This is a genomic window from Streptomyces sp. NPDC058579, from assembly GCF_042718575.1.
Lineage (GTDB): Bacteria > Actinomycetota > Actinomycetes > Streptomycetales > Streptomycetaceae > Streptomyces.
The window spans coordinates 420,474-446,877 of sequence record NZ_JBHXPI010000001.1; the positions used below are offsets into that span (position 1 = coordinate 420,474).

General features: G+C 68.8%; 26 protein-coding genes. 12 read left to right on the forward strand and 14 right to left on the reverse strand.

Features of this window, described 5'->3' with window-relative positions:
* Positions 1-168 precede the first annotated feature (168 nt).
* Positions 169-1,611 carry a CCA tRNA nucleotidyltransferase gene (locus ACFWRO_RS01985; RefSeq protein ID WP_384503384.1) on the forward strand — a complete coding sequence of 481 codons (1,443 nt, stop codon included), beginning with the start codon at positions 169-171 and terminating at the stop codon, positions 1,609-1,611.
* Between the two features lie 73 nt (positions 1,612-1,684).
* Here ACFWRO_RS01985 and ACFWRO_RS01990 read toward each other — a convergent pair whose 3' ends face one another.
* The 3 genes from ACFWRO_RS01990 to ACFWRO_RS02000 all read right to left on the reverse strand — a co-directional run bounded on the left by ACFWRO_RS01990 (position 1,685) and on the right by ACFWRO_RS02000 (position 4,833).
* Positions 1,685-2,944, reverse strand: a complete 1,260-nt coding sequence (locus ACFWRO_RS01990) for an MFS transporter (protein ID WP_384503386.1) — start codon at positions 2,942-2,944, stop codon at positions 1,685-1,687.
* Positions 2,945-3,021: 77 nt separating this feature from the next.
* Complete coding sequence (locus ACFWRO_RS01995) at positions 3,022-4,104, reverse strand: inositol-3-phosphate synthase (protein WP_384503388.1); 1,083 nt, start codon at positions 4,102-4,104, stop codon at positions 3,022-3,024.
* Positions 4,105-4,152: 48 nt separating this feature from the next.
* Positions 4,153-4,833 (reverse strand): helix-turn-helix transcriptional regulator, encoded by a 681-nt coding sequence (locus tag ACFWRO_RS02000; RefSeq protein ID WP_362005335.1) that lies wholly within the window; start codon positions 4,831-4,833, stop codon positions 4,153-4,155.
* Positions 4,834-5,367: 534 nt separating this feature from the next.
* On the opposite strand from ACFWRO_RS02000, the gene ACFWRO_RS02005 reads away from it, so the two are divergent.
* The 3 genes from ACFWRO_RS02005 to ACFWRO_RS02015 all read left to right on the forward strand — a co-directional run bounded on the left by ACFWRO_RS02005 (position 5,368) and on the right by ACFWRO_RS02015 (position 9,563).
* Positions 5,368-5,547, forward strand: coding sequence for a hypothetical protein (locus ACFWRO_RS02005; protein ID WP_384503756.1), 180 nt, complete (start codon positions 5,368-5,370; stop codon positions 5,545-5,547).
* Positions 5,544-7,916 carry a transglycosylase domain-containing protein gene (locus ACFWRO_RS02010; protein WP_384503719.1) on the forward strand — a complete coding sequence of 791 codons (2,373 nt, stop codon included), beginning with the start codon at positions 5,544-5,546 and terminating at the stop codon, positions 7,914-7,916. Before ACFWRO_RS02005 ends, ACFWRO_RS02010 begins: the two co-directional genes overlap by 4 nt.
* Positions 7,917-8,039: 123 nt before the next feature.
* Positions 8,040-9,563 (forward strand): glycosyltransferase family 87 protein, encoded by a 1,524-nt coding sequence (locus tag ACFWRO_RS02015; protein ID WP_384503390.1) that lies wholly within the window; start codon positions 8,040-8,042, stop codon positions 9,561-9,563.
* On the opposite strand, the gene ACFWRO_RS02020 is transcribed toward ACFWRO_RS02015, so the two are convergent.
* From ACFWRO_RS02020 to ACFWRO_RS02030, 3 genes are all read right to left on the reverse strand, one after another.
* Complete coding sequence (locus ACFWRO_RS02020; RefSeq protein ID WP_260228467.1) at positions 9,560-10,591, reverse strand: alanine racemase; 1,032 nt, start codon at positions 10,589-10,591, stop codon at positions 9,560-9,562. The two genes, ACFWRO_RS02015 and ACFWRO_RS02020, sit on opposite strands and share 4 nt — an antisense overlap.
* Before the next feature lie 97 nt (positions 10,592-10,688).
* A complete protein-coding gene (locus ACFWRO_RS02025; protein ID WP_362005329.1) occupies positions 10,689-11,807 on the reverse strand; it encodes a peptidoglycan bridge formation glycyltransferase FemA/FemB family protein in 1,119 nt (372 codons plus the stop codon).
* A gap of 128 nt (positions 11,808-11,935) precedes the next feature.
* The gene (locus tag ACFWRO_RS02030; protein WP_362005326.1) at positions 11,936-12,235 is read right to left on the reverse strand and encodes a hypothetical protein; all 300 of its coding nucleotides are present in this window, start codon (positions 12,233-12,235) and stop codon (positions 11,936-11,938) included.
* Positions 12,236-12,519: 284 nt separating this feature from the next.
* Here ACFWRO_RS02030 and rpsF point away from each other — a divergent pair, with 284 nt between their 5' ends.
* From rpsF to rplI, 4 genes are all read left to right on the forward strand, one after another.
* Positions 12,520-12,810, forward strand: a complete 291-nt coding sequence (rpsF, locus tag ACFWRO_RS02035) for a 30S ribosomal protein S6 (protein WP_100108075.1) — start codon at positions 12,520-12,522, stop codon at positions 12,808-12,810.
* A 74-nt stretch (positions 12,811-12,884) separates the two neighbouring features.
* Positions 12,885-13,472, forward strand: a complete 588-nt coding sequence (locus ACFWRO_RS02040; protein WP_384503392.1) for a single-stranded DNA-binding protein — start codon at positions 12,885-12,887, stop codon at positions 13,470-13,472.
* 58 nt (positions 13,473-13,530) lie between these two features.
* On the forward strand, positions 13,531-13,767 hold the full coding sequence (gene rpsR / locus ACFWRO_RS02045) for a 30S ribosomal protein S18 (RefSeq protein ID WP_003956534.1): 237 nt from the start codon (positions 13,531-13,533) through the stop codon (positions 13,765-13,767).
* Between the two features lie 18 nt (positions 13,768-13,785).
* Complete coding sequence (rplI, locus tag ACFWRO_RS02050) at positions 13,786-14,232, forward strand: 50S ribosomal protein L9 (protein WP_361960248.1); 447 nt, start codon at positions 13,786-13,788, stop codon at positions 14,230-14,232.
* Between the two features lie 123 nt (positions 14,233-14,355).
* Here rplI and ACFWRO_RS02055 read toward each other — a convergent pair whose 3' ends face one another.
* The gene (locus ACFWRO_RS02055; RefSeq protein ID WP_384503394.1) at positions 14,356-15,693 is read right to left on the reverse strand and encodes an MATE family efflux transporter; all 1,338 of its coding nucleotides are present in this window, start codon (positions 15,691-15,693) and stop codon (positions 14,356-14,358) included.
* 424 nt (positions 15,694-16,117) lie between these two features.
* On the opposite strand from ACFWRO_RS02055, the gene dnaB reads away from it, so the two are divergent.
* Positions 16,118-17,605: a replicative DNA helicase gene (gene dnaB, locus ACFWRO_RS02060; RefSeq protein WP_384503396.1), complete on the forward strand. Its 1,488-nt coding sequence runs from the start codon at positions 16,118-16,120 to the stop codon at positions 17,603-17,605.
* Positions 17,606-17,837: 232 nt separating this feature from the next.
* On the opposite strand, the gene ACFWRO_RS02065 is transcribed toward dnaB, so the two are convergent.
* The gene (locus ACFWRO_RS02065; protein WP_384503397.1) at positions 17,838-18,503 is read right to left on the reverse strand and encodes a DUF4232 domain-containing protein; all 666 of its coding nucleotides are present in this window, start codon (positions 18,501-18,503) and stop codon (positions 17,838-17,840) included.
* 265 nt (positions 18,504-18,768) lie between these two features.
* Here ACFWRO_RS02065 and ACFWRO_RS02070 point away from each other — a divergent pair, with 265 nt between their 5' ends.
* Positions 18,769-20,151: a serine hydrolase domain-containing protein gene (locus ACFWRO_RS02070; RefSeq protein WP_384503398.1), complete on the forward strand. Its 1,383-nt coding sequence runs from the start codon at positions 18,769-18,771 to the stop codon at positions 20,149-20,151.
* 80 nt (positions 20,152-20,231) lie between these two features.
* On the opposite strand, the gene ACFWRO_RS02075 is transcribed toward ACFWRO_RS02070, so the two are convergent.
* The 4 genes from ACFWRO_RS02075 to ACFWRO_RS02090 all read right to left on the reverse strand — a co-directional run bounded on the left by ACFWRO_RS02075 (position 20,232) and on the right by ACFWRO_RS02090 (position 22,735).
* On the reverse strand, positions 20,232-20,684 hold the full coding sequence (locus tag ACFWRO_RS02075) for a GNAT family N-acetyltransferase (protein WP_384503400.1): 453 nt from the start codon (positions 20,682-20,684) through the stop codon (positions 20,232-20,234).
* A gap of 61 nt (positions 20,685-20,745) precedes the next feature.
* Positions 20,746-21,204 carry a MarR family transcriptional regulator gene (locus tag ACFWRO_RS02080; RefSeq protein ID WP_362005305.1) on the reverse strand — a complete coding sequence of 153 codons (459 nt, stop codon included), beginning with the start codon at positions 21,202-21,204 and terminating at the stop codon, positions 20,746-20,748.
* A gap of 134 nt (positions 21,205-21,338) precedes the next feature.
* Positions 21,339-22,202 carry a GNAT family N-acetyltransferase gene (locus ACFWRO_RS02085; protein WP_384503402.1) on the reverse strand — a complete coding sequence of 288 codons (864 nt, stop codon included), beginning with the start codon at positions 22,200-22,202 and terminating at the stop codon, positions 21,339-21,341.
* Between the two features lie 5 nt (positions 22,203-22,207).
* Positions 22,208-22,735, reverse strand: a complete 528-nt coding sequence (locus ACFWRO_RS02090) for a DUF2269 domain-containing protein (RefSeq protein ID WP_384503403.1) — start codon at positions 22,733-22,735, stop codon at positions 22,208-22,210.
* 77 nt (positions 22,736-22,812) lie between these two features.
* On the opposite strand from ACFWRO_RS02090, the gene ACFWRO_RS02095 reads away from it, so the two are divergent.
* Both ACFWRO_RS02095 and ACFWRO_RS02100 read left to right on the forward strand, forming a co-directional pair.
* The gene (locus tag ACFWRO_RS02095) at positions 22,813-23,466 is read left to right on the forward strand and encodes an HAD family hydrolase (protein WP_384503404.1); all 654 of its coding nucleotides are present in this window, start codon (positions 22,813-22,815) and stop codon (positions 23,464-23,466) included.
* Between the two features lie 107 nt (positions 23,467-23,573).
* Positions 23,574-24,728, forward strand: a complete 1,155-nt coding sequence (locus tag ACFWRO_RS02100; RefSeq protein ID WP_384503406.1) for a globin domain-containing protein — start codon at positions 23,574-23,576, stop codon at positions 24,726-24,728.
* Between the two features lie 26 nt (positions 24,729-24,754).
* Here ACFWRO_RS02100 and ACFWRO_RS02105 read toward each other — a convergent pair whose 3' ends face one another.
* Entirely contained in the window at positions 24,755-25,234 is a 480-nt protein-coding gene (locus tag ACFWRO_RS02105; protein WP_384503409.1) for an NUDIX domain-containing protein, read from the reverse strand.
* 35 nt (positions 25,235-25,269) lie between these two features.
* Entirely contained in the window at positions 25,270-26,166 is an 897-nt protein-coding gene (locus ACFWRO_RS02110) for a LysR family transcriptional regulator (RefSeq protein ID WP_384503411.1), read from the reverse strand.
* Between the last annotated feature and the right edge of the window lie 238 nt (positions 26,167-26,404).

A 26,404-nucleotide genomic window follows, 5' to 3' on the forward strand; every position in this document is an offset into this window, starting at 1 on the left:
CTCGTCGTATCAGTGGTGTCGGTGGTTCCCCGTTGCTGTGTCCAGGCATGGTAACGAGACACGCCGGGGGCAAGTGCCGGGGACTGCTCCAGCCGATGGGGACAAGGCGGTCGGTCCGTGGGAAAACGGGGACGCTGCGCTGGGCCGGGGCACGTACCCTTTTCTGTTGTGCCGAACGCCAACGAAGACACCCCGACTGCACTGAGCCAGGTGCAACGCCGCGCGGTCAGCGAACTGCTGCGCGTCTCCCCTGTCGCCGACGACCTCGCCGTCCGATTCCAGGAGGCAGGGTTCAGCCTCGCGCTGGTCGGCGGCTCGGTACGGGACGCGTTGCTCGGACGGCTCGGCAACGATCTCGACTTCACGACGGACGCCCGGCCGGAGGACGTCCTCAAGATCGTCCGCCCCTGGGCCGACGCGGTCTGGGAGGTCGGGATCGCCTTCGGCACGGTCGGCTGCCAGAAGAGCGGCTACCAGATCGAGGTGACGACGTACCGCTCGGAGGCGTACGACCGCACCTCGCGCAAGCCCGAGGTCTCCTACGGCGACTCCATCGAGGAAGACCTCGTCCGGCGTGACTTCACCGTCAACGCCATGGCCGTGGCCCTGCCGGAGAAGGACTTCATCGACCCGCACGGCGGCCTCGACGACCTCGCCGCACGGGTCCTGCGTACCCCCGGCACGCCTGAGGAGTCGTTCTCGGACGACCCGCTGCGCATGATGCGCGCCGCCCGCTTCGCGGCCCAGCTCGACTTCGAGGTGGCCCCGGAGGTCGTCACCGCGATGACGGAGATGGCGGGCCGCCTGGAGATCGTCTCTGCGGAGCGGATCCGTGAGGAGCTCAACAAGCTGCTGCTCTCCGCCCACCCCCGCAAGGGACTGGGCCTGCTTGTCGACACCGGTCTCGCTGCCTACGTGCTGCCGGAACTGCCGGGGCTGCGGCTCGAGAGTGACGAGCACCACCGGCACAAGGACGTCTACGAGCACTCCCTGACCGTCCTCGACCAGGCGATCGACCTGGAGGAGGACGGCCCGGACCTGGTGCTGCGCCTCGCCGCGCTCCTGCACGACATCGGCAAGCCGCGCACCCGTCGCTTCGAGAAGGACGGCCGTGTCTCGTTCCACCACCATGAGGTGGTCGGCGCGAAGATGACAAAGAAGCGCATGACGGCCCTGAAGTACTCGAACGAGATGATCAAGGACGTTTCGCGCCTGGTGGAGCTGCACCTGCGCTTCCACGGATATGGGACCGGTGAGTGGACCGACTCCGCCGTCCGCCGCTATGTGCGTGACGCCGGCCCTCAGCTCTCGCGTCTCCACAAGCTGACCCGCTCGGACTGCACCACGCGGAACAAGCGCAAGGCCGGTGCGCTCTCGCGCGCCTATGACGGACTGGAAGAGCGGATCGGGCAGCTCCAGGAGCAGGAGGAGCTGGACTCGATCCGGCCCGACCTGGACGGCAACCAGATCCAGGAGGTCCTCGGTATCCGTCCCGGCCCGGCTGTCGGGCAGGCGTACAAGTTCCTGCTGGAGCTGCGGCTGGAGAACGGGCCGATGGAGCACGAGGCGGCCGTCGCGGCGCTCAAGGAGTGGTGGGCGGCTCAGGGCTGAGCCGTGCCGTCGATGTTTCACGTGAAACATCGACGAGACCGCGCGAGGAAGGGGTGATGTTTCACGTGAAACATCACCCCTTCTGCAGTCGGCGGCCCAGCATCAGTGCGATCGAGGCATACACCACGGCGACCATCACGACCACGGGGACGGACCGGCCGTCGGGCGGCAGCATGAGTGCCGCGACGGCGGCCGCGCCCACGAAGGCGACGTTGAAGAGCGTGTCGTAGAGAGCGAAGACCCGGCCGCGGTAGGCGTCGTCCACGGACATCTGGACGACCGTGTCCGTGGCGATCTTCGCGCCTTGGGTGACGAGTCCGAGAAGGAAGGCCGCGATCATGAGAGGGGTCTGCGCGAACGGCAGCCCCAACGCCGGTTCCAGAACGGCTGCCGAGGCCGCGCATGCGGTCATCCAGCCGAAGGGGCCCAGCCGTCCGATCGCCCAGGGTGAGACGAGGGCGGCCACGAAGAATCCGGCTCCGGAGGTGGCCACGGCGAGCCCCAACAGTGCGAGTCCTTCGGACTCCGTGGAGCTCCAGGCGTAGCGGCAGAGCATGAGCACGGTCACCGTGAGGGCCCCGTAGCAGAAGCGCATCAGCGTCACCGCTGCCAGCGCACGGGCAGCGGGTCGCCGCTCGGCCAGATGGCGCAGCCCGTCCACGAGCCCACGGGCGGTCGAGGCGAGGGCGGCGCCCAGTCGGGGCTGGACCACCTCGGGGTCGGGGCCCAGGAGCTCGCGGGGCATCCGTAGGGAGGCCAGCGCGGAGCAGAGGTAGAGGAGAGCGCCGAACAGGACGACCGCGGAGTCGGAGTCCTCGGAGAGGAGTCGGATCCCGAAGGCGAGACCACCGCCCACGGTCGCGGCCACGGTGCCGGCGGTCGGGGAGAGGGAATTGGCGACGACCAGCCGCTCGTCGTCCACGACCCGTGGCAGCGCCGCCGAGAGCCCGGAGAGGACGAAGCGGTTGACGGCCGTCACCGACAGGGCGGAGGCGTAGAAGAGCCAGTCGGGCACGGAGGCCAGCATCAGTACGGCTGTACTGCAGGCGAGGAGCGTCCGAAGGAGGTTTCCGTACAGGAAGACCTGGCGTCGCTGCCAGCGGTCCAGGAGGACGCCGGCGAAGGGGCCGACGAGGGAGTACGGCAGGAGCAGTACGGCCATGGCGGAGGCGATGGCAGTGGGGGAGGTCTCCTTCTCGGGGGAGAAGACGACGTACGTGGCCAGCGCCACCTGGTAGACGCCGTCGGCGCACTGGGAGAGCAGGCGGACGGCGAGGAGACGGCGGAAGTTCGTCAGGCGCAGGAGTACGCGCAGATCACGTACGACGGGCATGGCAGCAAGACTCACATACGAAGAGGGCCCCCGGGCGAATGACCGGGGACCCTCGTTCGACGAAGTGGATCAGCGCTTTAGCGCTCGACCTCGCCCTTGATGAACTTCTCGACGTTGGCGAAGGCCTCGTCGTCGAAGTACTGCACCGGCGGGGACTTCATGAAGTACGAGGACGCGGAGAGGATCGGGCCACCGATGCCCCGGTCCTTGGCGATCTTCGCGGCGCGCAGCGCGTCGATGATGACACCGGCCGAGTTCGGGGAGTCCCAGACCTCGAGCTTGTACTCCAGGTTCAGCGGAACGTCACCGAAGGCGCGGCCCTCGAGGCGGACGTACGCCCACTTGCGGTCGTCCAGCCAGGCCACGTAGTCCGACGGGCCGATGTGGACGTTCTTCTCGCCCAGCTCGCGGTCGGGGATCTGCGAGGTCACGGCCTGGGTCTTCGAGATCTTCTTCGACTCGAGGCGGTCGCGCTCGAGCATGTTCTTGAAGTCCATGTTGCCGCCGACGTTGAGCTGCATGGTGCGCTCAAGACGGACACCGCGGTCCTCGAACAGCTTCGCCATCACGCGGTGCGTGATGGTGGCGCCGACCTGGGACTTGATGTCGTCACCGACGATCGGGACACCGGCCGCGGTGAACTTGTCCGCCCACTCCTTGGTGCCGGCGATGAAGACCGGGAGGGCGTTGACGAAGCCGACCTTGGCGTCGATGGCGCACTGCGCGTAGAACTTCGCGGCGTCCTCGGAACCCACGGGCAGGTAGCAGACGAGCACGTCGACCTGCTTGTCCTTGAGGACCTGCACGATGTCGACGGGGGCCTCGGCGGACTCCTCGATCGTCATGCGGTAGTACTTGCCGAGCCCGTCCAGGGTGTGGCCGCGCTGGACCGTGACGCCCGTGTTCGGGACGTCGCAGATCTTGATGGTGTTGTTCTCGCTGGCGCCGATGGCGTCGGAGAGGTCGAGACCGACCTTCTTGGCGTCGACGTCGAAGGCGGCGACGAACTCGACGTCACCGACGTGGTAGTCGCCGAACTGGACGTGCATCAGGCCGGGCACCTTGGCCGCCGGGTCGGCGTCCTTGTAGTACTCGACGCCCTGAACCAGCGAGGCGGCGCAGTTGCCCACGCCTACGATGGCTACGCGAACCGAACCCATTCCGGTTGCTCCCTGTGTGATCGTGGAAGCCCTGCGGGATGCAGGGATTCACTTGGCGGTGTCGTCGGACGGATCCGGCCGGGTACTGCCCCCGTGCCGGGGCAGGCCGCCCGTTTCTCCAGATTCGTTGCCGTGCTGAGCGGGGGCGTCGGGGCCGGATCGCTGATCCCGTCCCGCCCGCTCGCTCTCGATGAGCTCGTTCAGCCAGCGCACTTCGCGCTCCACGGACTCCATTCCGTGGCGCTGCAGCTCAAGTGTGTAGTCGTCGAGGCGTTCGCGCGTGCGGGCCAGAGAGGCGCGCATCTTCTCCAGGCGCTCCTCCAGCCGACTGCGGCGGCCTTCCAGTACTCGCATCCGCACCTCGCGTTCGGTCTGACCGAAGAAGGCGAAGCGGGCGGCGAAGTGTTCGTCCTCCCAGGTGTCCGGGCCGGTGTGGGAGAGGAGCTCCTCGAAGTGCTCCTTACCTTCGGCCGTCAACCGGTAGACGATCTTGGCGCGGCGTCCTGCGAGTGAAGCGGCGAGAGCGTCCTCGGGGGCGCTTCCCGGCTCTTCGATCAACCAGCCGCTGGCGACCAGCGTCTTGAGGCAGGGATAGAGGGTCCCGTAGCTGAAGGCCCGGAAGATGCCCAGCGAGGTGTTGAGCCGCTTCCGCAGCTCGTACCCGTGCATCGGCGCTTCACGGAGCAGGCCGAGGACGGCGAACTCGAGGATTCCCGAGCGTCTGCTCATCCGTCGCCCTCCTCTGCTCGCGGGTGCCTTATGCCGTGCTGATGTATCGACTCGATACATCCAGACGATAGAACGGCCGAACTGCTGCGACAAGTGGGGCCACGGTGACCGGCATCACATCGTCAATTCACAGCAATCGACTTGCCTGATTTGGGGTGAACTTCGGCCCTAGGAGGGTTTTGGCCGTGCGTACTCTTGCGGCATGCAGACCACCGGGAACCGCGCGACGCCGCAGGGCGTCAGTGCTCTGGGTGATCGGCTGCGGTACGGAGGGGCCTCCGATGAGGTCCGGCCGTGCGCATTTCGGGGGGACCGGAACTCAACTGCCGCTTCCAGGCGTACGCGCCTGCCCGAGGAGTAGTCGTTCGATGAGCGAGCATCGTCGCAAAATGCCGCAGTCGCAGCCGCCGAGTGGCGGCCGCGCGGCGGCCCGGCGCGCCGCCCAGCAGCCCACGGGCCGCAGGTCGGCCCAGGGACGGGACGTCAGCACCGGTTCCCCTTCGTCGGGGTACGGAGAAGAGGAGCGCCCCTACGGTGGGCGTGCCGAGGCTCGTCGCGCTGCCCAGCGCGGCGGCCGACGACGTGCACCCGACGGCGACGCGGGCGGTCACGGCGGTCACGGTGGTGGCCGGCGCGGTGGCGGTGGCGGCGGACAGGGCGGTGGCCCGGGTCGCGGCCGTGGGGGCGGCCGTCCGCCCGGCAAGAAGCGGCTGATCGACTACCCGCGCCACAACAAGTACGGCTGGCGCCGCTGGGTGCCCTCGTGGAAGCTCGTCTCGGGCCTCTGCCTGGCGTTCCTCGGCCTCCTGATGGGCGCGGCGACTTTCGCGTACTCCCAGGTGGCGATCCCGAAGGTGGATGAGGCGGCCACGGCGCAGAACAACGTCTACTACTGGTCCGACGGCTCGCAGATGGCCGCCACCGGTGGCGAGGTCAACCGGCAGATCGTCGGGATCGGCGAGATCCCGATGGACATGCAGAACGCCGTGATCTCGGCGGAGAACAAGACGTTCCGCGACGACTCCGGCATCGACCCGATGGGTATCGGCCGTGCCGTGTGGAACATGGCCAAGGGCGGGCAGACGCAGGGTGGATCGACCATCACCCAGCAGTACGTGAAGAACAGCCTGCTCAACGACCAGTCGCAGACGCTCTCCCGGAAGGTCAAGGAGCTCTTCATCTCCATCAAGGTCGGTACGGAGATGGAGAAGCCCGACATCATGGAGGGCTACCTGAACACCGCGTACTACGGACGCGGTGCCTACGGCATCCAGGCCGCGGCGCGGACGTACTTCGGGAAGAACGCCAAGGAGCTCAACGCGAGCGAGTGCGCCTTCCTCGCCTCGCTCCTCAAGGGCGCGACCTACTACGACCCCGCCGGCTCCACCGAGATCGACCCCAAGGCGACGCCCGGGGCGAACCTGAAGCGGGCCACTGAGCGCTGGCAGTGGATCCTCGGCGAGATGGTCAAGGACGGCCACCTCACGCAGGCGGACGTGGCGAAGTTCCCGGCCTTCCCCAAGGTGCAGCCTCCGAAGAAGAACGCCCAGCTGACCGGCCAGATCGGCTATCTGGTGAGCACGGCCAAGGCCAACTTCATCAACAACCACCCGGGGATGGACGAGAAGGAGCTCGCCCGGGGCGGCTACGAGATCTACACGACCTTCGACAAGAAGAAGGTCAAGGCGCTCGAGGACTCCATCAAGAAGGTCTACGACGAGCACATCGACCCCAAGAAGCGGCCGAAGACGGACACACACGTCCAGTTCGGCGGTGCCTCGGTCGACCCGAAGACCGGTGCGATCGTCGCCATCTACGGCGGTGCGGACGCCACCAAGCACTTCACCAACAACGCCGACCAGACCGGTGCGCAGGTCGGATCGACGTTCAAGCCGTTCGTCCTGGCCGCGGCCATGCAATACGGCGTGCGGGATCCGAAGCTCGACATCAGCCAGGACGCATCCACCCGCACGATCGTCGACCCGAACAAGAGCCGCTACTCCGGCAAGAACAAGCTGAAGATCAAGAACTACGACGGCACCGTCTGGCACAACGAGAACGGCGAGGAGTGGCTGCAGGTCAACGACGATGACGCGAACTACGGCCCCATGAGCCTGCGCGAGGCGATGATCCGCTCCGCCAACTCGCCTTACGTGCAGCTCGGCATGGACGTGGGCATCGACCAGGTCCGCGAAACGGCCGTCAAGGCCGGTCTGCGTGAGTCCTCCCTGGTCAAGGCCAACGTGCCGTCGTTCTCGCTCGGCATCTCCGACCCGAGCGCGATCCGGATGGCCGGCGCGTACGCGACCTTCGCGAACAACGGTGAGCGCAACGATCCGTTCTCCGTGAAGGAGGTGAAGGAGAAGGGCCGGGTCATCTACACGCACGACGCGAAGCCCGACCGGGCCTTCTCCTCGGCGATCGCCAGCAACGTGACCGACGTCCTGCGTGATGTCGTCGAGAACCCGAAGGGCACCGGCCGGAAGGCTGCCATCCCGGGCCGCGACGTGGCCGGCAAGACCGGTACCACCGACGGCAACAACTCCGCCTGGTTCGTGGGATACACGCCGAACCTGTCGACCGCGATCGACATGTACCGCTTCGACGACGACGAGACCAAGCAGGGTCGCAAGTTCGAGTCGATGTTCGGCACCGGCGCCCAGCCCAAGATCCACGGTTCGTCCTTCCCCTCGCAGATCTGGAAGGACTACATGACCGACGCGCTGGAGGGCATGGACAAGGAGTCCTTCCCGGACCCGGAGGACCTCGACGCGGAGCCCGTCTTCGGTGGTGGCGCCGTCAGCCCGACCCCGACGCCGACCGAGACCCCGTCTCAGACCCCGTCGCCGACCATCACTCCCTCGCAGACGCCGTCGCAGACGCCCAGCAGCACCCCGGACCCGGGCAAGACCTGTGACGTGTGGGACTGGCCGTGCAACGACAACGGCGGGCAGAACGGTGGCAGCGACGGAGGCCCGACGGGGACACCGTCGACGCCGACGACACCGACGTCACCGACACCGACTGACACCGCCACCGGCAGACCCAATGGCGGCGGAAACGGCTGGCTGGGCAACGACTGACCCGGCGGCCGGAACCCGCCCGGTAAGGCCCTGAGGGCCGTCGTATCCGACCCGTACACACACGTACGGCGCCGGGTACGGCGGCCCTCACCGTTTCTCAGGGACGTACGGCAGGATGTCCCCATGCCGAGCCTCCACAAGACGAGTCCGCAGCAGGACCGGCCGCAGGACCCCGCGCTGGTGTGCCCCACCCGTCGTGACGAGGTCGCCGCGGCGGGCAGCGCACTGATCGGCGGGCCCATCGGCCGCCGGGCCCTGCTCGGCAGCGGGGCGCTCACTCCGGTGCGGGTGATCGCACTGGTGGCCATCGGGATGTTTGCGCTCGGCATGGTGCAGAAGGTCCCCTGTTACGACTGGGCCTGGTTCCGGGGCACGACGTCCCAGTACACCCACGCCTGCTACTCCGACATCCCGCACCTCTTCGTCGGACGCGGGTTCTCCGAGGGCCTGGTGCCGTACTTCGACCGGCTGCGCGGCGACATAGAGTTCCTGGAGTACCCGGTCCTGACCGGGCTGTTCATGCAGGTCGCGGCCTGGCTCACGCCCGGTGGCGGCGACCTGGTGCACCGCGAGCAGATCTACTGGATGGTCAACGCGGGCATGCTGATGGTCTGCGCGGCCGTCATGGCCGTCGCCGTGGCCCGTACGCACCGCCGGCGGCCCTGGGACGCCCTCCTGGTGGCCCTGGCCCCCGCGTTCGCGCTCACGGCCACCGTCAACTGGGACCTGCTGGCCGTCGCGCTGACGTCCGTGGCAGTGCTCATGTGGTCACGCGGCCGCCCGCTCGCCTTCGGTGTGCTGCTCGGCCTCGCGATCGCCGCCAAGTTCTATCCGTTCCTGATCCTCTGGCCGGTGCTCCTGCTGTGCTGGCGCGCGGGGCGGTGGCGGGAGTTCGGCACGGCGCTGATCGGCGTGGCCGGCGCGTGGCTCGTGGTGAACCTGCCGGTCATGCTGCTGGCGCCCGAGGGATGGAAGCAGTTCTACACGTTCAACGAAGAGCGGAACGTCGACTTCGGCTCCCTCTGGCTGCTGATCAGCCAGCGCTCCGGCGAGCAGATCACGCCCGGCAGCGCGAACACGTACACGATGCTGCTGATGGCGCTCGTCGGCGTGGGACTCGCCGTCCTGGCGCTGACGGCACCCCGCAGGCCCCGGTTCGTGCAGCTCGCGTTCCTGATCGTGGCCGCGTTCGTGCTGACCAACAAGGTGTACTCGCCGCAGTACGTGCTGTGGCTCATCCCCCTCGCGGCCCTCGCGCGGCCGCGCTGGCGGGACTTCCTGATCTGGCAGGCGTGCGAGGTCATGTACTTCCTCGGCATCTGGATGTACCTGGCCTTCACGACCAGCGGCAACAAGCAGGGACTGCCGACGGACGGCTACCACTTCGCGATCGTCCTGCACCTGCTCGGCACGCTGTACCTGTGCGCCATGGTCGTACGCGACATCCTGGCGCCCGAACGGGACGTGGTCCGGCAGGACGGCTCGGACGACCCCTCCGGGGGCGTCCTGGACGGCGCCGAGGACGTCTTCGTACGTGGCAGGGCGGCCCACCCCGCCCGGCACGCGGCCGCCCCGGCAATGGAGGGGCCGCGCGTGGAGTGGGGCGTACCCCAGGGGGAGGGCCAGGGGCCGTCCGGCAGGCCTTAGCGCTCGACGAGGCGGTCGAACTGCGTGGTGGTGTGCCGCAGGTGGGCCACCAGTTCGTCGCCGACCTTCGGCTCCTGGGCGTCGGACGGCACGAACAGGATCGACACCTGCATGTGCGGGGGCTCGGCGAACCAGCGCTGCTTGCCGGCCCAGACGAACGGAGAAAGGTTCCGGTTCACGGTCGCCAGGCCGGCGCGGGCGACACCCTTGGCGCGCGGCATGACGCCGTGCATCGCCTTGGGGGCCTCAAGGCCCACACCGTGCGACGTACCGCCCGCGACGACCACCAGCCAGCCGTCGGAGGCCGCCTTCTGCTGGCGGTAGCCGAAGCGGTCGCCCTTGGCGACGCGGGTGACGTCCAGGACGGAGCCCCGGTACTCGGTGGCCTCGTGGTCGCCCAGCCAGAGCCGGGTGCCGATCCGGGCGCGGAACCGGGTCTGCGGGAACTGCTGCTGGAGCCGGGCCTGCTCCTGCGCCCGCAGGTGGCTGACGAACATGGTGTGCAGCGGCAGGCGGGCGGCCCGCAGCCGGTCCATCCAGCCGATGACCTCCTCGACCGCGTCCGTGCCGTCGGTGCGGTCCAGGGGCAGGTGGAGGGCGAAGCCCTCGAGCCGGACGTCCTCGATGGCCGCGTGCAGCCGTCCCAGGTCCTCCTCGAGGATGCCGTGGCGCTTCATCGAGCTCATGCACTCGATGACCACACGCGCCCCCACGAGGGCGTGCACGCCGTCCACGGACGACACGGAGCGGATCACGCGGTCCGGCAGAGGCACCGGCTCCTCGCCCCGCCGGAACGGCGTGAGGACGAGCAGGTCACCGCCGAACCAGTCCTTGATCTTCGCGGCTTCGTACGTGGTGCCCACGGCCAGCATGTCCGAGCCGAACCGGGTGACTTCGTCGGCCAGCCGCTCGTGGCCGAAGCCGTAGCCATTGCCCTTGCAGACCGGGATCAGGCCGGGGAACTGGTCGATCACGGACTTCTGGTGCGCCCGCCAACGAGCGGTGTCGACGTAGAGGGAGAGCGCCATGGCCGGCCCGGAACCTTTCTGGTGGCTGCGGTGTATCAAAGGTATGTACGAGACCTACGAGATTACGTCCGACTTTACGGGCGGGACGCCCGGGCCGTCAGCGGCGCGACATGTAGATGTCGAGCGCCTTGTGCAGGAGCTTGTTGAGCGGGAAGTCCCACTCGCCGACGTACTCCACGGCCTCGCCGCCCGTGCCGACCTTGAACTGGATGAGGCCGAAGAGGTGATCGGTCTCGTCGAGCGAGTCGGAGATGCCGCGGAGGTCGTAGACGGTGGCGCCCATCGCGTAGGCGTCGCGCAGCATCCGCCACTGCATCGCGTTCGAGGGCCGGACCTCACGGCCGATGTTGTCGGAGGCGCCGTAGGAGTACCAGACGTGTCCGCCGACGACGAGCATGGTCGCGGCGGAGAGGTTCACGCCGTCGTGGCGGGCGAAGTACAGCCGCATGCGGTTGGGGTCCTCGTTGTTGAGGACGGTCCACATGCGCTGGAAGTACGAGAGCGGGCGCGGGCGGAAGTGGTCGCGGACGGCCGTGATCTCGTACAGGCGCTGCCACTCGGCGAGGTCCTCGTAGCCGCCCTGGACGACCTCGACGCCGGCCTTGTCGGCCTTCTTGATGTTGCGGCGCCACAGCTGGTTGAAGCCCTTGAGGACGTCGTCGAGCGAACGGTTCGCCAGCGGTACCTGGAAGACATAGCGGGGCTGGACGTCACCGAAGCCGGCGCCGCCGTCCTCGGCCTGCTGCCAGCCCATCTTCCGCAGCCGGTCGGCGACTTCGAAGGCACGCGGCTCGATGTGCGTGGCCTCGACGTCCTTCAGGCGCTTCACGTCCGGGTCCTGGATGCCGGACTTGATGGCGGCGGAGTCCCAGCGCCGGATGACGACCGGCGGGCCCATCTTCACGGAGAAGGCGCCCTGCTGCTTGAGATGCGCGAGCATCGGCTGCAGCCAGTCGTCGAGGTTCGGGGCGTACCAGTTGATGACCGGGCCCTCGGGGAGATAAGCCAGGTAGCGCTTGATCTTCGGCAGTTGGCGGTAGAGGACCAGGCCCGTGCCGACGAGTTCGCCGGACTTGTCGAACCAGCCCAGGTTCTCCGAGCGCCACTCGGTCTTCACATCAGCCCACGCCGGGACCTGGCAGTGGCTCGCCGCGGGCTGGCTCTGGATGAATGCCAGATGCTGCTCACGGCTGATGGTCCTCAGGGTCAGGCTCATGCGGGGCGCTCCTCGGCAGGTGTGTCCCCATCGGTCAGGGGCTCCGGCTCTCGCGCCGAAGCCTACTGTGACCGGGGAGCGCCCCGATGGGACGTGTGTCCCTCGGGCCGGCGTGCGAGCCGGACGCCTCAGACGAGGCCCCCGAAGAACATGCCGAGGTAGAAGCCCACCGCCGAGGCGCCGAGCCCGACGATCAGCGCGAAGCGCTCCCTGGTCGTCACGGAGATGAACTGCCCGAAGGCACCCGTGAGGATCCCGAGCAGCCCTGCCCAGGAGCTCAGCACGTGCAAGTGGTGGAACATCGCGGTGATGAAGGCCACCGCGCCGAGCACGAGCGTCACGGCCACCAGGGTGTCCTGGAGGACGTGCGGCTTGCCGTCGGTGGCGAGGAGGGAGTGTCCGGGGTCGGGTTGCATTGCCTGTGCCATGGGGCACCTCCTGGCGTGCCTGCCGGACGGCGGCGCATCGTAGCGCCGCCGACATCCGTTGTGTACAGATTGCGTCCCCTCACCAGTGGATTTCAACCGGAAGCCGGTGTGCGGGTACTCTGTACGGTCTGCACCGGTGTCTGCCCAGGTCCCTCCCGGACCTAGACGGTCCCCTCGCTCGTCGAGGGTGATTGTCAGTGGTGGCCGATACCGTTGTTTACGCATCACGACCCTCCTGCCACGGAACGACCGTGGCCGCTGAGTCCAAAGGAGGTGGGTTCCACATGCGTCACTACGAGGTGATGGTCATCCTCGACCCCGATCTCGAGGAGCGCGCTGTCTCCCCGCTGATCGAGAACTTCCTTTCTGTTGTCCGTGAGGGCAGCGGAAAGGTCGAGAAGGTCGACACCTGGGGCCGTCGTCGTCTCGCCTACGAGATCAAGAAGAAGCCCGAGGGCATCTACTCGGTCATCGACCTGCAGGCCGAGCCTGCGGTCGTCAAGGAGCTCGACCGACAGATGAACCTGAACGAGTCGGTCCTCCGGACCAAGGTCCTCCGTCCCGAGACCCACTGAGCATCTAGCTCAGAAGTCATCGGGTTCGAGTAGCAGCAAGCAGCCAGAAGCAATCCCGCCGAGAGGTTCATCCAATGGCAGGCGAGACCGTCATCACGGTCGTCGGCAATCTTGTCGACGACCCCGAGCTGCGCTTCACCCCGTCGGGTGCGGCGGTCGCGAAGTTCCGTATCGCGTCCACCCCCCGCACCTTCGACCGTCAGACCAATGAGTGGAAGGACGGCGAGAGCCTGTTCCTGACCTGCTCGGTCTGGCGTCAGGCGGCGGAGAACGTCGCCGAGTCCCTTCAGCGCGGCATGCGTGTCGTCGTGCAGGGACGTCTGAAGCAGCGGTCCTATGAGGACCGCGAGGGCGTCAAGCGCACGGTCTACGAGCTGGACGTCGAGGAAGTCGGCCCCAGCCTCAAGAACGCCACGGCCAAGGTCACCAAGACCACCGGTCGCGGTGGCCAGGGTGGCTACGGCGGCGGTCAGCCGCAGGGCGGCAGCGGTGGTAGCTGGGGTGGAAACTCCGGCGGTGCCCAGCAGGGTGGTGGCGGTGCCCCCGCCGACGACCCGTGGGCGACCAGCGCGCCGGCCGGCGGCGGCCAGCAGCAGGGCAGCGGAGGCAGCTGGGGTGGAAACTCCAGCGGCGGCGGCTACTCGGACGAGCCCCCCTTCTAGGGCACTCCCCTCGAAGGCAGCTCGTACCCAAACTTCTTGATCACACAGGAGAAACACCATGGCGAAGCCGCCTGTGCGCAAGCCTAAGAAGAAGGTCTGCGCGTTCTGCAAGGACAAGACCGTGTACGTGGACTACAAGGACACGAACATGCTGCGGAAGTTCATTTCCGACCGCGGCAAGATCCGTGCCCGCCGCGTTACCGGCAACTGCACGCAGCACCAGCGTGACGTCGCCACGGCCGTGAAGAACAGCCGTGAGATGGCGCTGCTGCCCTACACGTCCACCGCGCGATAAGGGAAGGGTGACCGAAAGATGAAGATCATCCTGACCCACGAGGTCTCTGGCCTCGGCACCGCCGGCGATGTCGTCGACGTCAAGGACGGTTACGCTCGCAACTACCTGGTCCCGCGTGGTTTCGCGATCCGCTGGACCAAGGGTGGCGAGAAGGACGTGGCGCAGATCCGCCGCGCCCGCAAGATCCACGAGATCGCGACCATCGAGCAGGCCAACGAGATCAAGGCCAAGCTCGAGGGCGTGAAGGTGCGTCTGGCCGTTCGCTCCGGCGACGCCGGCCGCCTCTTCGGCTCCGTGACCCCGGCCGACATCGCCACGGCGATCAAGTCCGCGGGTGGCCCCGACGTCGACAAGCGTCGCGTCGAGCTCGGTTCGCCGATCAAGACCCTGGGCTCGCACCAGGTGTCCGTGCGTCTGCACCCCGAGGTTGCCGCGAAGCTCGGCGTCGAGGTCGTCGCCGCGTAACGCTGCTCTCAGCAGTACGGAAGGGCCGCACCCCTCGGGGTGCGGCCCTTCCGCCGTTTCACGTGAAACACGGCGTTTCACAGACCTGGCGACTCACAAGCCTGGGCGTTTCACGTGAAACATTCACCGCGTGGCACCGGTGACGATCCAGCGGCCGGAACGCGAGCGCACCCAGAGGGTCACCAGGCGGACGGTCATCATCAGCGTCATCGCCCACCAGAGCGCCGTCAGCCCGCCGCCGAGGGCGGGGACGAGGAGTGCGACCGGAGCGAAGGCGGCCAGGGTGAGCAGCATGGCCCAGGCCAGGTAGGGACCGTCGCCCGCGCCCATCAGGACGCCGTCCAGGACGAACACCACACCGGCGATCGGCTGGGAGACCGCGACGACGAGCAGGGCCGGGAGCAGGGTGTCCTGGACCGTCGTATCGCCGGTGAAGAGCGGGATGAACAGCGGGCGGGCCAGGACGAGGAGTGCGCCCAGGACGACGCCGGAGATCGCACCCCACTGGACCATGCGGCGGCAGACCTGTCTGGCACCGTCGGCGTCATCGGCGCCGAGATACCGGCCGATGATGGCCTGGCCGGCGATGGCGATCGCGTCCAGCGCGAAGGCCATCAGGCTCCACAGGGACAGGATGATCTGGTGAGCGGCGACCTCGGCATCGCCCATGCGGGCTGCGACGGCGGTGGCGATCATCAGGACCGCGCGCAGGGAGAGCGTACGGACGAGAAGAGGGACGCCCGCCTGGGCACTGGCACGTATGCCGGCCGCGTCGGGGCGCAGGGAGGCGCCGTGGCGTCGTGCTCCCCTGACGACCACGACGAGGTACACGGCGGCCATGGCGAACTGGGCGATGACCGTGCCCCAGGCCGAGCCGGCGATCCCCATCCCGGCGCCGTACACGAGGCCCACATTGAGCAGCGCGTTGGCGGTGAAGCCGCCGATGGCCACGTACAGCGGTGTACGGGTGTCCTGGAGGCCGCGCAGGACACCGGTGGCTGCCAGGACCACGAGCATGGCGGGGATGCCCAGGATGGAGATCCGCAGGTACGTGGTGGCGTAGGGGGCGGCCGTGTCGGAGGCGCCGAAGATGTCGATCAGCCAGGGGGCCGTGGGCAGCGTGGCGGCGACGACTGCGGCTCCGAGAAGGAGTGCGAGCCAGATGCCGTCCATGCCCTGCCGGATGGCCGCCTTGAGGTCACCGGCTCCTACGCGGCGGGCGACAGCGGCCGTGGTCGCGTAGGCGAGGAAGACGAATACGCTGACGGCGGTGGTGAGCAGCGCGGCGGCGATGGCGAGACCGGCGAGTTGGGGAGTGCCGAGGTGGCCGACAATGGCACTGTCGACCATCAGGAACAGCGGCTCGGCGACGAGTGCGCCGAAGGCCGGCAGCGCGAGGGTGACGATCTCACGGTCGTGCTGCCGACGGACGGCTTTGGGGGTCGGGGGAGCCTGGGTCATGGACCAAATCTAATCTTCCACAGGTAAGAGATGCAATGCAGTTCTGATCCTTACCTCGGTGTGGTGTGGAGCCTTGGGTGTGCGCCGTTTGTTCTGATCTTGGTCCGGAAGGAAAAGTTTTTCTCCCCCACAGCCCGTGGATGGAAAACGTCCAGGTCAGGGCGGTGCTGCGGGGTGCGCTATGAGTTTGTCCACATGACTGTCCCCCGGTCCGTGCACAGGTTCGGCGGGGTTCTCCACAGCATCTGGTCGTTCACCCACAGGCCCTGTGGATAACCAGATTGGCTGACGGTGCCCGCGGGCCTACCGTGGTCCGGCGCCCGACGCGCCAGAAGCGGAGTCAAAGCCTCTTGTTTGTCAGAGCCGTGGCGTAAGAAAGAGTGGCACGGCGAGGTCCGCGGAGCGGACGGGAAGAGGTGGCTGGGTGAGCATTCCCGAGCCCTTGGACGACCCCTGGGCAGCCGACAGCGGACCGAGTGAGCGACTCCCTGTCGCCCGCCCCCGCGGCGAGGGCCGTGGGCGTGGACGGGGCCGTGACGACCAGCACGACCGGGGCAGCGACAGCGGCCCGTGGGACGGCGGCCTGACCGGCTTCGAGCGGGTCCCTCCGCAGGACCTCGACGCCGAGCAGTCCGTCCTCGGCGGCATGCTGCTCTCCAAGGACGCCATCGCGGACGTCGTGGAGATCATCAAGGGCCACGACTTCTACAAGCCCGCCCACGAGACGGTCTACGCGGCGATCCTCGACCTGTACGCGAAGGGCGAGCCGGCCGACCCGATCACGGTCGGCGCGGAGCTCACCAAGCGCGGCGAGATCACCCGGGTCGGCGGTGCTTCGTATCTGCACACGCTCGTCCAGTCGGTACCGACCGCGGCCAACGCGGCGTACTACGCGGAGATCGTGCATGAGCGCGCCGTGCTGCGCCGTCTCGTGGAGGCCGGCACCAAGATCACGCAGATGGGATACGCGGCCGACGGCGATGTCGACGAGATCGTGAACTCGGCGCAGGCCGAGATCTACGCGGTCACCGAGCAGCGCACGACCGAGGACTATCTGCCGCTCGGCGACATCATGGAGGGCGCGCTCGACGAGATCGAGGCGATCGGCTCGCGCAGCGGCGAGATGACCGGTGTGCCGACCGGCTTCACCGATCTCGACCAGCTCACCAACGGGCTGCACCCGGGCCAGATGATCATCATCGCGGCCCGACCCGCCATGGGTAAGTCGACGCTCGCGCTGGACTTCGCGCGGGCCTGCTCCATCAAGCACAACCTCCCCAGCGTCATCTTCTCCCTCGAAATGGGCCGGAACGAGATCGCGATGCGCCTGCTCTCGGCGGAGGCCCGGGTCGCCCTGCACCACATGCGCTCCGGCACCATGACCGACGAGGACTGGACCCGGCTTGCGCGCCGCATGCCGGACGTCTCGCAGGCCCCGCTGTACATCGACGACTCCCCGAACCTGTCGATGATGGAGATCCGCGCGAAGTGCCGTCGGCTCAAGCAGCGCGCCGGGCTCAAGCTCGTGGTCATCGACTATCTGCAGCTGATGCAGTCCGGCGGCAAGCGCTCCGAGAGCCGGCAGCAGGAAGTCTCGGACATGTCGCGAAACCTCAAGCTCCTGGCCAAGGAGCTCGAACTGCCGGTGATCGCGCTCTCCCAGCTGAACCGTGGCCCCGAGCAGCGCACCGACAAGAAGCCGATGGTCTCCGACCTCCGTGAATCCGGCTCGATCGAGCAGGACGCGGACATGGTCATCCTCCTGCACCGCGAGGACGCCTACGAGAAGGAGTCACCGCGCGCGGGCGAGGCGGACATCATCGTCGGCAAGCACCGAAACGGCCCGACAGCGACGATCACGGTGGCCTTCCAGGGCCACTACTCCCGCTTCGTGGACATGGCGCAGACGTGACGGTTCCCTGTGTAGGGCCTTGCACCCGGTGACTACCCTGGCGTGGTGACCCCTGCCAACGTGCTGTCGATTGCCATGGACGACACCCAGGCGCCGCGACTGCAGCCACTGCCCGGGTCGGTCGCCGACCTGCTGCGAGGCCCTGCACGTCGGTGAGCTGACACGCTGTGGGGCCGGAGTGCCACAGCCCCCTGTAACCGGCGTCACCGGCCGCAGGGGGTGCGTGGAGGGGTTAGCCGACCTTGCCGAGGGGCGTGATCTGGAGGGTGTGGTTCGGGGCGTCGTGGTTGTCCACCGGGAGGGTGCCCGCGGGCCAGTCGAGGGTGATGGTCTTCGTCTCGTTCGGGGGCGTGACCAGGAGCTTCGACAGGCGGATGCCAGAGCCGCCGCTGGTGTTGACCGGGAACGTGATGTTGAAGGCGGCGGACTCGCCGTTCTTGAGGACCTCCGAGCGGGGCTTGTCGCCGTTGCGGGGCACGGACACTGTGTCGCCCGCCGCCGTCCTGAGGTCGACACCGGCGAAGCCCTTGATGGTGCAGTCGCGGCCGCCGCCGTTCTTGAACTGCACGGTGACGACGCCCTCCTCGTCCTTGCCGATCGTGTTGTCGACAGCGGTGACCTCCAGCTCGTCGCTTCGGCAGATCCCGGCAGAGTTCCCGGTCGAACCGGTGCCCGCGGTGGTGCCGCCCTTGCCCTTCCCGTCGGTGCTGCTGCCCGAATCCGTGGTGGTGGGTGAGGGCTTGGCCGAGTCGCCCGTGGGGCTTGCCGAGGTGCTGGAGGAGGGGGTCGAGGGGGTCGCCTTCGTGGGGGTGGTGTCGCCGTTGCAGGCGGTCAGGGAGAGCGTGCTGACCAGCGTGAGGCCGGCGAGGAGGGTCTTGGTGGCGTGCGTGAGCTTCATGGGTTCCCCCGTACTGAGACTGGTGTGATCCGCGGCCGGTCGGCATTCCCGTCCGGCTCGGCAACAGACAATCCGTTCCAGGAAGGTGGGGGCAAGCGGTGGCGCGGCATCAGGGACGCTGGGATGCCAAGGAGGGTCTGACCTGCGGGGATGCCGTTGCCTGGGACGTGGTGGTGGGATGCGGCGGAGCACCTCCCGGCGATGAGATCTGCATGCGACGGGAAATGTTGTCGACTCTCGACCGCTCTCGGCGTTGGATCGGTTCATGACCTCACCCTTCGAAGCTCTGCTTCCCAGTACCGAACGCGCTCTGTTGCACCGCGTCGCTGTCGCCCAGTCAGAGGGGCGCGCGCCCTCGTTCGTCGGGGCCGTCGCCCGTGACGGGAAGATGGTGTGGAGCGGAGCCCGCAGCTGCGTCGACGGGCACGACCCGGACGCCGACACGCAGTACCGGATCGGCTCCCTCACCAAGGTGTTCACCGCCGTCCTGGTGATGCGCCTCCGCGACGAGGGGCTGCTCGACCTGAACGACCCGCTGGAGAAGCACCTTTCGGGAACGGGCGTCGGCGAGGTGACCATCGCCCAGCTCCTCGGGCACAGCGCCGGGCTCGCGGCGGAGGCCCCCGGGCCGTGGTGGGAGCGGACGCCGGGGACGGTACGGCCCGAGTTGGCCGATGTCCTCGGTGAGGAGGCGTTCCGCCACCCGGTGGGCCGGCACTTCCACTACTCCAACCCCGGGTACACGCTGCTCGGTTCGCTGGTCGAGACGGTGCGGGGGGTCTCCTGGGAGGAGGCGCTGCGCGGCGAGATCCTGGAGCCGCTGGGCCTGACCCGGACGAGCGTCCAGCCGGTCGCCCCGCACGCCGGTGGCTGGGCCGTGCACCCGTGGGCCGACGTGATGCTCCCCGAGCCCTCCGAGGACCTCGGGCTGATGGCGCCCGCCGGCCAGCTCTGGTCGACGGCCGAGGACCTCTGCCGTTTCGCCGGGTTCCTCGCCCAGGGCGACGACCGGGTCCTCGGCGCCGCCTCGGTCGCGGAGATGCGTACGCCGGCGGTGGCACCGGGGGCCGGGGACAAGGAGGGGGGTTACGGTCTGGGCGTCCAACTGCTGCGCTGGGACGACCGGATGCTGGTCGGCCACACCGGATCACTGCCGGGCTTCGTCGCGTGCCTCTGGGTGAGTGTCGAGGACGGGATCGCGGCGGTCACGCTCGCCAACGCCACGTCCGGGCCGTCGATGGCGGCCGTGGCCGGCGAACTCGTACAGATCGTGGCGGAGGCCGAGCCCCGCTTCCCCGAGCCCTGGCGGCCGCTCCCCGAGGCAGAGGTGGACCGGGAGCTGCTGGAGCTGACAGGGCCCTGGTATTGGGGGACCCAGGTGTTCGGGCTGCGTCTCGGGCCGGATCGGAGTGTGACCCTCGAACCACTGCGCGGCCCTGGGAGGCGCGCGACCTTCCGGGCCCTGCCCGAGGGTGGCTGGGTCGGCCTCAACGGTTACTACCTGGGCGAGACCCTCCGGGCGGTGCGGCGATCGGACGGCTCGGTGAGCCATCTCGATCTGGGGTCCTTCGTCTTCACGCGCGAGCCGTACGAGCAGAGCGACGCCGTGCCGGGGGGAGTGGATGAAGCGGGGTGGCGCGGCCTCTGAGTCGGATGTTTCACGTGAAACACCGAGGCCGACGACCGCCTCGTCGGTAACAGTGGCGGCCCGACCACGGCCCTCCCAGGTCAGAGGTTCATCTTGAAGCCCAGATGGGTGGCCTCGAACCCGAGCCGCTCGTAGAAGCGGTGGGCGTCCGTGCGCGTGGTGTCGGAGGTCAGCTGGACGAGTTGGCAGTCCTGGCGGCGGGACTCCTCGATGGCCCACTCGATGAGCCGCGTTCCCAGGCCGCTGCCCCGCTCCTGTGCGTGGATCCGCACGCCTTCGATGATCGACCGTGTGGATCCACGGCGGGAGAGCCCGGGGATGACGGTGAGCTGGAGGGTGCCAACCACCATGCCGCCGCGCACGGCCACCACCACGTGCTGGTGGGGGTCCTGGGCCAGCCGCTGGAAGGCGGCGGTGTACGGAGTGAGGTCCTCGGGGGACTCCCGCTGGGCGCCCAGCGGGTCGTCGGCGAGCATCGCGACGATGGCCGGCAGGTCGCCCGTGGTGGCGGGCCGTATCTCAAGATCGCTCATGAGGCGCAGCGTACGCCTCGCCGCCCGTCGGGCCGGCGGAAGAGCGCCGGTCGGGCGCGGCTCAGGCGGGAACGTGAAGGCCTTCGACGACGCGGACCAGGGGGGCCAGCTCCGGGTTCTTCGCCGCTTCGTCGAGGGCCTCGCGCAGGGCTCCGTCGTTGGTGGGACGGGCCTCCGCGAGCAGCTTCATGCCGGACTCGGTGACATCGGTGTAGATGCCGCGCCGGTCCGTGGCACACAGGTAGCGGGTGAGGAGGCCTCGGTCCTCCAGGCGGGTCACCAGGCGCGTGGTGGCGCTCTGGCTGAGGACGACGGCGTCCGCGACCTGCTTCATCTGGAGGTGGCCGCCCGGACCGCTGTGCTGGCGGCTGAGGACATCGAGCAGCGAGTACTCGCGCACGCTCAGCCCGTGCCCGGACTCCAGTGCGCGCTCGATGTGGGACTCGATCCTGCCGTGCAGCAGAGAGAGAGCACACCAGCCCTGGGAGAGGGCGGTGAGAGCAGGGTCGGTCGCGGTCATGGTCTCTCCTCGGTCCGGAGCGGCTTCTCCCAGAGTAGACGAAGAATGCAAAAGCCCGCGTGTGCAATTACCCCGGCTTTATCTCGGCTCCGGCCCCGGGTTCGGACGGGCTCCCTCCGGGGTCTGTCCCGGGCCTATCCCGCCGCGACGCTGAGCGGGGCGAACCTGCGGCGCCAGTCACCCGGCAGGTCGGGCAGGGAGCGCACCATGACCGCGTTGAACGCGACCGGGGCGAGCCCGTTCGCCTTGAGCCAGCTCACCAAGGCCTCGTGGCGTACGTCGATGTCCGTGCGGAAGGGGCGGTCCGTGGCAGCGGCCAGGGAGGCGACGAGGGCCTGGGCGGTGGCCGTGTCCCGGGCGATCAGGGGGCCGATGACATGGGTGTCCATGTTCGGCCAGGCCGCCGCGAAGCCGGTGATCTCACCGCCCTCGTCAGCGACGCGGAGCTGGTCCGCGAAGGCCGGCAGACGGGTGAGCATATGCGTGCGGTCCAGGCCGAAGACCTCGGTGTCCAGGCGGAGGATTGTCTGGAGGTCCTCGGCGGTGGCGGCCCGGGTCGAGACTTCCGGGGCCGGCTCCACCGCCGTGAAGTGGCCTCGGAGCATTTCGGCGCGGCCGGTCTGGACGAAACCCAGCTGCTCGTAGAGCGGCTGCCCGTTCGGCGTCGCGTGGAGCGTGAGCGGGGTGTCTCCGGCCCCCGCGATCACGTGCTCCATCATCCGGCGCCCCACACCCCGGCGGGCGTACCGCTCGGCGACCAGCACCATGCCGATCGCGGCGAGCCCGGGCCCGTACGAGGTGACCACGCCGGCCGCCACGAGCCCCTTGCCGTCGGGGTCGTCGATGCCGTAGCCGGTCCCCGCGGTCAGCAGGAGGTTCCACTTGTGTTCCTCGCGAGGCCACCCCCGGTCCTCGGAGAGGTCGGCGCAGACGGTGACGTCTTCGGGGGTGAGGATCCGGATGGGGAGCTGGTCGAGCGGGGCGGGCGACATCGGCATGACACTCAGGCTGTCCGACCCAGTGATCGTCCGTCCACCGTTTTACGGGAAGTGACCGATACCCGGAGGCGGCGGCCTCGGCGGGTCAGCCCCCAGGGCTTCAGCACCGAGATCGCGGTCATGAAGAGATAGGCCGCCGTCGAGACCGTCGGCGCCGCCACGAGACTGGGGTCGCGCACGCCGGCCGTCGCCGCGTGCACGATCTCCGGCCGCAGGGCGAAGACGGTCGCGGCCGCAGTAGCCAGGGTGATCCAGAACTTGATCCAGACCCAGTGGTGCCGGGCCAGGCCCCAGGGAGTACCCAAGGAGAGCACCAGTCCGCTCACCAGGGTCGCCACGGCGATCGGAGCGAGCAACCAGTCCGCGAACACCTTCATCGCACGGTAGGCCGCTTCGGTGAGCGAGGGGTCGCCCGTGGCGTAGGCCGCGATGCCGAGCGTCAGCAGTCCCACGCTGAGCCCGAGCCACGCCACGGAGACGGAGACATGGACGACGAGGAGAGCCCGCCGAGCGGGCCGCTGGAGATGTTTCACGTGAAACACCGTGCCGCCCCGCCCCGTCGTCCCGCGTCTGACGACGGGAGTAACCGCACGTACTAGCCTCGGCGTACATGACGCGTTCCATGGGCCGAGGCAGGCTGCATCTCTTCGATCTCGACGGCACACTGATCCGCGGGTCGGCGGCCGCCGTGGAGATCTCACGCCAGCTCGGACTGACCGAGGAGATCGCCGCCTTGGAGCGGGGGTTCCTGGTGAACGGGATGACACCCGACGAATTCGCGGTCCAGGCTCACGCGCTCTGGTCCGCCCTCACGCCGGAGCAGGTCACGGCCGCTTTCGAGGGAGCCCCCTGGCTGGCCGGCATTCGCGAGGTCTGGGCGGAGATCCACGCCGAAGGCGGGCGTTGCGCCGTCATCTCGCTGTCGCCGGACTTCTTCGTCGAGCGACTCCTCGACTGGGGGGCCGATGCGGCCCATGGCTCCCGTTGGCCGTCGGTGCCGTTCACCGAGCCCATCCACCGGCCGGGCATCCTCGACGCGGCCGCGAAGGTGAGCATCGCGCGCCATCTCTGTGCGGAGTACGGACTAGGTCTGGCCGACTGTGTGGCCTACGGCGACTCGATGTCCGACGCGCAGCTCTTCGCCGCCGTGCCGGTCACCGTGGCCGTCAACGCCGACCACCACCTGGCCGGTCTGTCGCGCCATGCCTACGCGGGGAGCGATCTGCGAGAGGCGTACGACCTGGTCCGAAAGGGCGCAGCCTAGCCGTAGTCGCGGGGCTAATGCCCGAGAATTCCACTTTCTGTCCGAACCGGTGGCCGAAGCTGTCAAGCTGCGACGACAAGAGCCGCAGGCGCGAGGCGAGGCACACGATGGAAGAGGCCGTGCACGACGACGGCGAGGCACCGCCCCGGATAGCCCCGGGACCCTCCCCCGACGCGATCCTCATTCGCCGCACCCTGGCCGAGATCGCGCCCGTCGCCGACAAGGTGACCTCCTACTTCTACGCGTTGCTCTTCGTCCGCCACCCCGAGCTGCGCGCGATGTTCCCCGTGGCCATGAACACCCAGCGCGATCGCCTGCTCAAGGCGCTGCTGACGGCGGCCGAGCACATGGACAACGCCCCCGTCCTCACCGAGTACCTCCAGAACCTGGGCCGTGGGCACCGCAAGTACGGGACCCGCTCGACCCACTATCCGGCCGTCGGCGAGGCGCTGATCGGCGCGCTGGTCCGGTACGCCACCCTCACCTGGAACGCGGAGACCGAAGCCGCCTGGGTGCGGACGTACACCACGATCTCGCAGATCATGATCGACGCGGCGGCCGAGAACGAGCTCCATGCGCCTGCCTGGTGGCACGCCGAGGTCGTCTCGCACGATCTGCGCACGCCGGACATCGCGGTGATCACACTCCGCCCCGACCAGCCGTACTCCTTCCTGGCCGGGCAGTACACGACGCTGGAGACCCCCTGGTGGCCGCGCATTTGGCGGCACTACTCCTTCGCCTCGGCGCCCCGACCCGACGGGCTGCTCTCGCTCCACGTCAAGGCGGTGCCGGCGGGCTGGGTCTCCAACGCCCTGGTGCACCACGCGCGACCCGGCGACGTCCTGCGTCTCGGCCCGCCCGCCGGATCGATGACCGTCGACCACTCCACGGACAACGGCCTGCTCTGTCTGGGCGGCGGCACCGGCATAGCCCCCATCAAGGCGCTGGTCGAGGACGTCGCCGAACACGGGGACCGGCGCCCCGTGGAGGTGTTCTACGGAGCGCGCAGCGACCACGACCTGTACGACATCGACACGATGATGCGGCTCCAGAAGACGTTCCCCTGGCTGTCGGTGCGGCCGATCACCGAGGACCAGGGACAACTGCCGGACGCCGTGCGCCGGTACGGCCCGTGGAACGAGTACGAGGCCTATCTGTCGGGCCCGCCCGGCATGGTCCGGCGCGGGGTGGACACCCTGCGGGGGATCGGCATCCCGGCGGAGCGGATCCGCCACGACTTCCTGGCGGATCTCGCCTCCTAGCCCAGGCTCTCGAACAGGCCGCCGGCCTACCCCAGATCCGGCGCGTGCATCGCGCGCACGCCCTCGATGTTGCCGTCCAGGTAGTGACGCAGGGAGAGCGGCACGAGGTGGACGGCCGCGATGCCGATCCGGGTGAACGGCACCCGGACGATCTCGTACTCGCCCACCGGCTCGTCGATCTCGGGCCCGTGCCGCAGCGAGGGGTCCATGGATTCGAGCCGGCAGACGAAGAAGTGCTGGACCTTCACTCCCGAGACACCGCCGTCGACGATGTGCTCGACGGTGTCGACGAAGCAGGGGACCACATCGGTGATCTTGGCGCCGAGTTCTTCGTGCACCTCGCGGTGCAGGGCCTCGACGACGGTGGTGTCGGAGGATTCGACTCCGCCACCCGGCGTCAGCCAGTAGGGATCGACCCCAGGCTTCGTGCGCTTGATGAGGATGAGGTCGTTTCCATCGAGCAGGATGGCGCGTGCGGTGCGCTTGACCACAGGACGTTCGGTCATGGGGAGAAAATGGCCCGCCGCAGGTGTCTTGAAACTCACCAGGCTCCGGAAGCCCGCAGGAGCCACTCGTGGGCCCTCGCGAGATGCGGCAGCGCGAGCGTTCCGGCGCGGACGACCAGGAAGTAGGTCCGCAGCGGAGGTACCGGCGGATCGAGCAGCGCCACGAGGCGGCCCTGCTCCAACGCCTCCTCGCAGAGATAGCGCGGCAGGACCGCCAGGCCCGCCCCGGCGGCGGCCGATTCCAGGACGGCCCGCAGGTCGGGAGCCACGACGGTGGCGGCCGCGGCCGGTTTGGTCTCGAAGACGGCCGCCCAGTAGCGGGACACGAAGGGCAGCGACTCGTGCACCTCCACCACCGGCAGCTGTTCCAGGACCACGGCGTCCTTGCGCAGCAGCATGTCGGGCGCCAGCCGGGCGGCCCAGCGCGGCGCGGCGACCAGTACGTGTTCCTCGTCGCAGAGCGGCGTGGAGCCGAAGAGCCCACCGCGCGGGCGGGCCGTGGCGATGGCGAGATCGTGATGGCCGGCCGCGAGCCCGTCCAGGATCTCCTCCGTCGTGGCGGGGAAGGCGGCCCGCACGGCGAGCCCCTGGGAGACCAGCGGGGTGAGGGCAGGCAGGGCGCGCGCCGAGGTGAACTCGGGAGGCCCGGCGAGATGGAGGGTGCGGACCCCGTTCTGCTCGTCCAGACCGGTCTCGGCGATCTCCACGAGCGCGTCCAGGTGCGGTGCGGCGCGGTGGGCGAGCTCGTCGCCGATGGTGGTGGGGGTGACCCCACGGGCCTGTCTGAGGAAGAGCGGCCGGCCCAGCTGCCGCTCCAGGGTGCGGATCTGGCTGGTCACCGCGGGCTGGGAGAGCCCGAGGAGCGCTGCCGCGCGGGTGAAGGAGCCGGCCCGGTGCACCGCGACGAAGGTGCGCAGCAGGGCGAGATCCATGTCCGCCCCCTCCCGGCCGGTGCGGCCGTTCGACTCAGGCGGTCGGCTGACGGCGCCTCAGGACCGTCCAACTATAAATAAGTCGATAGGTCTCTGTCGCTACCGTGATTGGACACTGACGCAGAGTCAACTAGCCTTGGTCAGGCGGTTCTCCGCGCAAATGAGTCGGGGGGGGGGGGGGCGGGGGGGGGGGGGGGGGGGGCGCCCCCCCGCCCCGGGCGCCCCCGCCGCGCCCCCC

What these genes read in the sequence shown, in the direction of transcription:
- ACFWRO_RS01990 (WP_384503386.1), bottom strand. Translation starts at nt 2,944, where the DNA reads ATGCCCGTCGTACGTGATCTGCGCGTACTCCTGCGCCTGACGAACTTC.
- ACFWRO_RS01995 (WP_384503388.1), bottom strand. Translation starts at nt 4,104, where the DNA reads ATGGGTTCGGTTCGCGTAGCCATCGTAGGCGTGGGCAACTGCGCCGCC.
- ACFWRO_RS02000 (WP_362005335.1), bottom strand. Translation starts at nt 4,833, where the DNA reads ATGAGCAGACGCTCGGGAATCCTCGAGTTCGCCGTCCTCGGCCTGCTC.
- ACFWRO_RS02015 (WP_384503390.1), top strand. Translation starts at nt 8,040, where the DNA reads ATGCCGAGCCTCCACAAGACGAGTCCGCAGCAGGACCGGCCGCAGGAC.
- ACFWRO_RS02020 (WP_260228467.1), bottom strand. Translation starts at nt 10,591, where the DNA reads ATGGCGCTCTCCCTCTACGTCGACACCGCTCGTTGGCGGGCGCACCAG.
- ACFWRO_RS02025 (WP_362005329.1), bottom strand. Translation starts at nt 11,807, where the DNA reads ATGAGCCTGACCCTGAGGACCATCAGCCGTGAGCAGCATCTGGCATTC.
- ACFWRO_RS02030 (WP_362005326.1), bottom strand. Translation starts at nt 12,235, where the DNA reads ATGGCACAGGCAATGCAACCCGACCCCGGACACTCCCTCCTCGCCACC.
- rpsF (WP_100108075.1), top strand. Translation starts at nt 12,520, where the DNA reads ATGCGTCACTACGAGGTGATGGTCATCCTCGACCCCGATCTCGAGGAG.
- ACFWRO_RS02040 (WP_384503392.1), top strand. Translation starts at nt 12,885, where the DNA reads ATGGCAGGCGAGACCGTCATCACGGTCGTCGGCAATCTTGTCGACGAC.
- rpsR (WP_003956534.1), top strand. Translation starts at nt 13,531, where the DNA reads ATGGCGAAGCCGCCTGTGCGCAAGCCTAAGAAGAAGGTCTGCGCGTTC.
- rplI (WP_361960248.1), top strand. Translation starts at nt 13,786, where the DNA reads ATGAAGATCATCCTGACCCACGAGGTCTCTGGCCTCGGCACCGCCGGC.
- ACFWRO_RS02055 (WP_384503394.1), bottom strand. Translation starts at nt 15,693, where the DNA reads ATGACCCAGGCTCCCCCGACCCCCAAAGCCGTCCGTCGGCAGCACGAC.
- ACFWRO_RS02065 (WP_384503397.1), bottom strand. Translation starts at nt 18,503, where the DNA reads ATGAAGCTCACGCACGCCACCAAGACCCTCCTCGCCGGCCTCACGCTG.
- ACFWRO_RS02070 (WP_384503398.1), top strand. Translation starts at nt 18,769, where the DNA reads ATGACCTCACCCTTCGAAGCTCTGCTTCCCAGTACCGAACGCGCTCTG.
- ACFWRO_RS02075 (WP_384503400.1), bottom strand. Translation starts at nt 20,684, where the DNA reads ATGAGCGATCTTGAGATACGGCCCGCCACCACGGGCGACCTGCCGGCC.
- ACFWRO_RS02080 (WP_362005305.1), bottom strand. Translation starts at nt 21,204, where the DNA reads ATGACCGCGACCGACCCTGCTCTCACCGCCCTCTCCCAGGGCTGGTGT.
- ACFWRO_RS02085 (WP_384503402.1), bottom strand. Translation starts at nt 22,202, where the DNA reads ATGCCGATGTCGCCCGCCCCGCTCGACCAGCTCCCCATCCGGATCCTC.
- ACFWRO_RS02095 (WP_384503404.1), top strand. Translation starts at nt 22,813, where the DNA reads ATGACGCGTTCCATGGGCCGAGGCAGGCTGCATCTCTTCGATCTCGAC.
- ACFWRO_RS02100 (WP_384503406.1), top strand. Translation starts at nt 23,574, where the DNA reads ATGGAAGAGGCCGTGCACGACGACGGCGAGGCACCGCCCCGGATAGCC.
- ACFWRO_RS02105 (WP_384503409.1), bottom strand. Translation starts at nt 25,234, where the DNA reads ATGACCGAACGTCCTGTGGTCAAGCGCACCGCACGCGCCATCCTGCTC.
- ACFWRO_RS02110 (WP_384503411.1), bottom strand. Translation starts at nt 26,166, where the DNA reads ATGGATCTCGCCCTGCTGCGCACCTTCGTCGCGGTGCACCGGGCCGGC.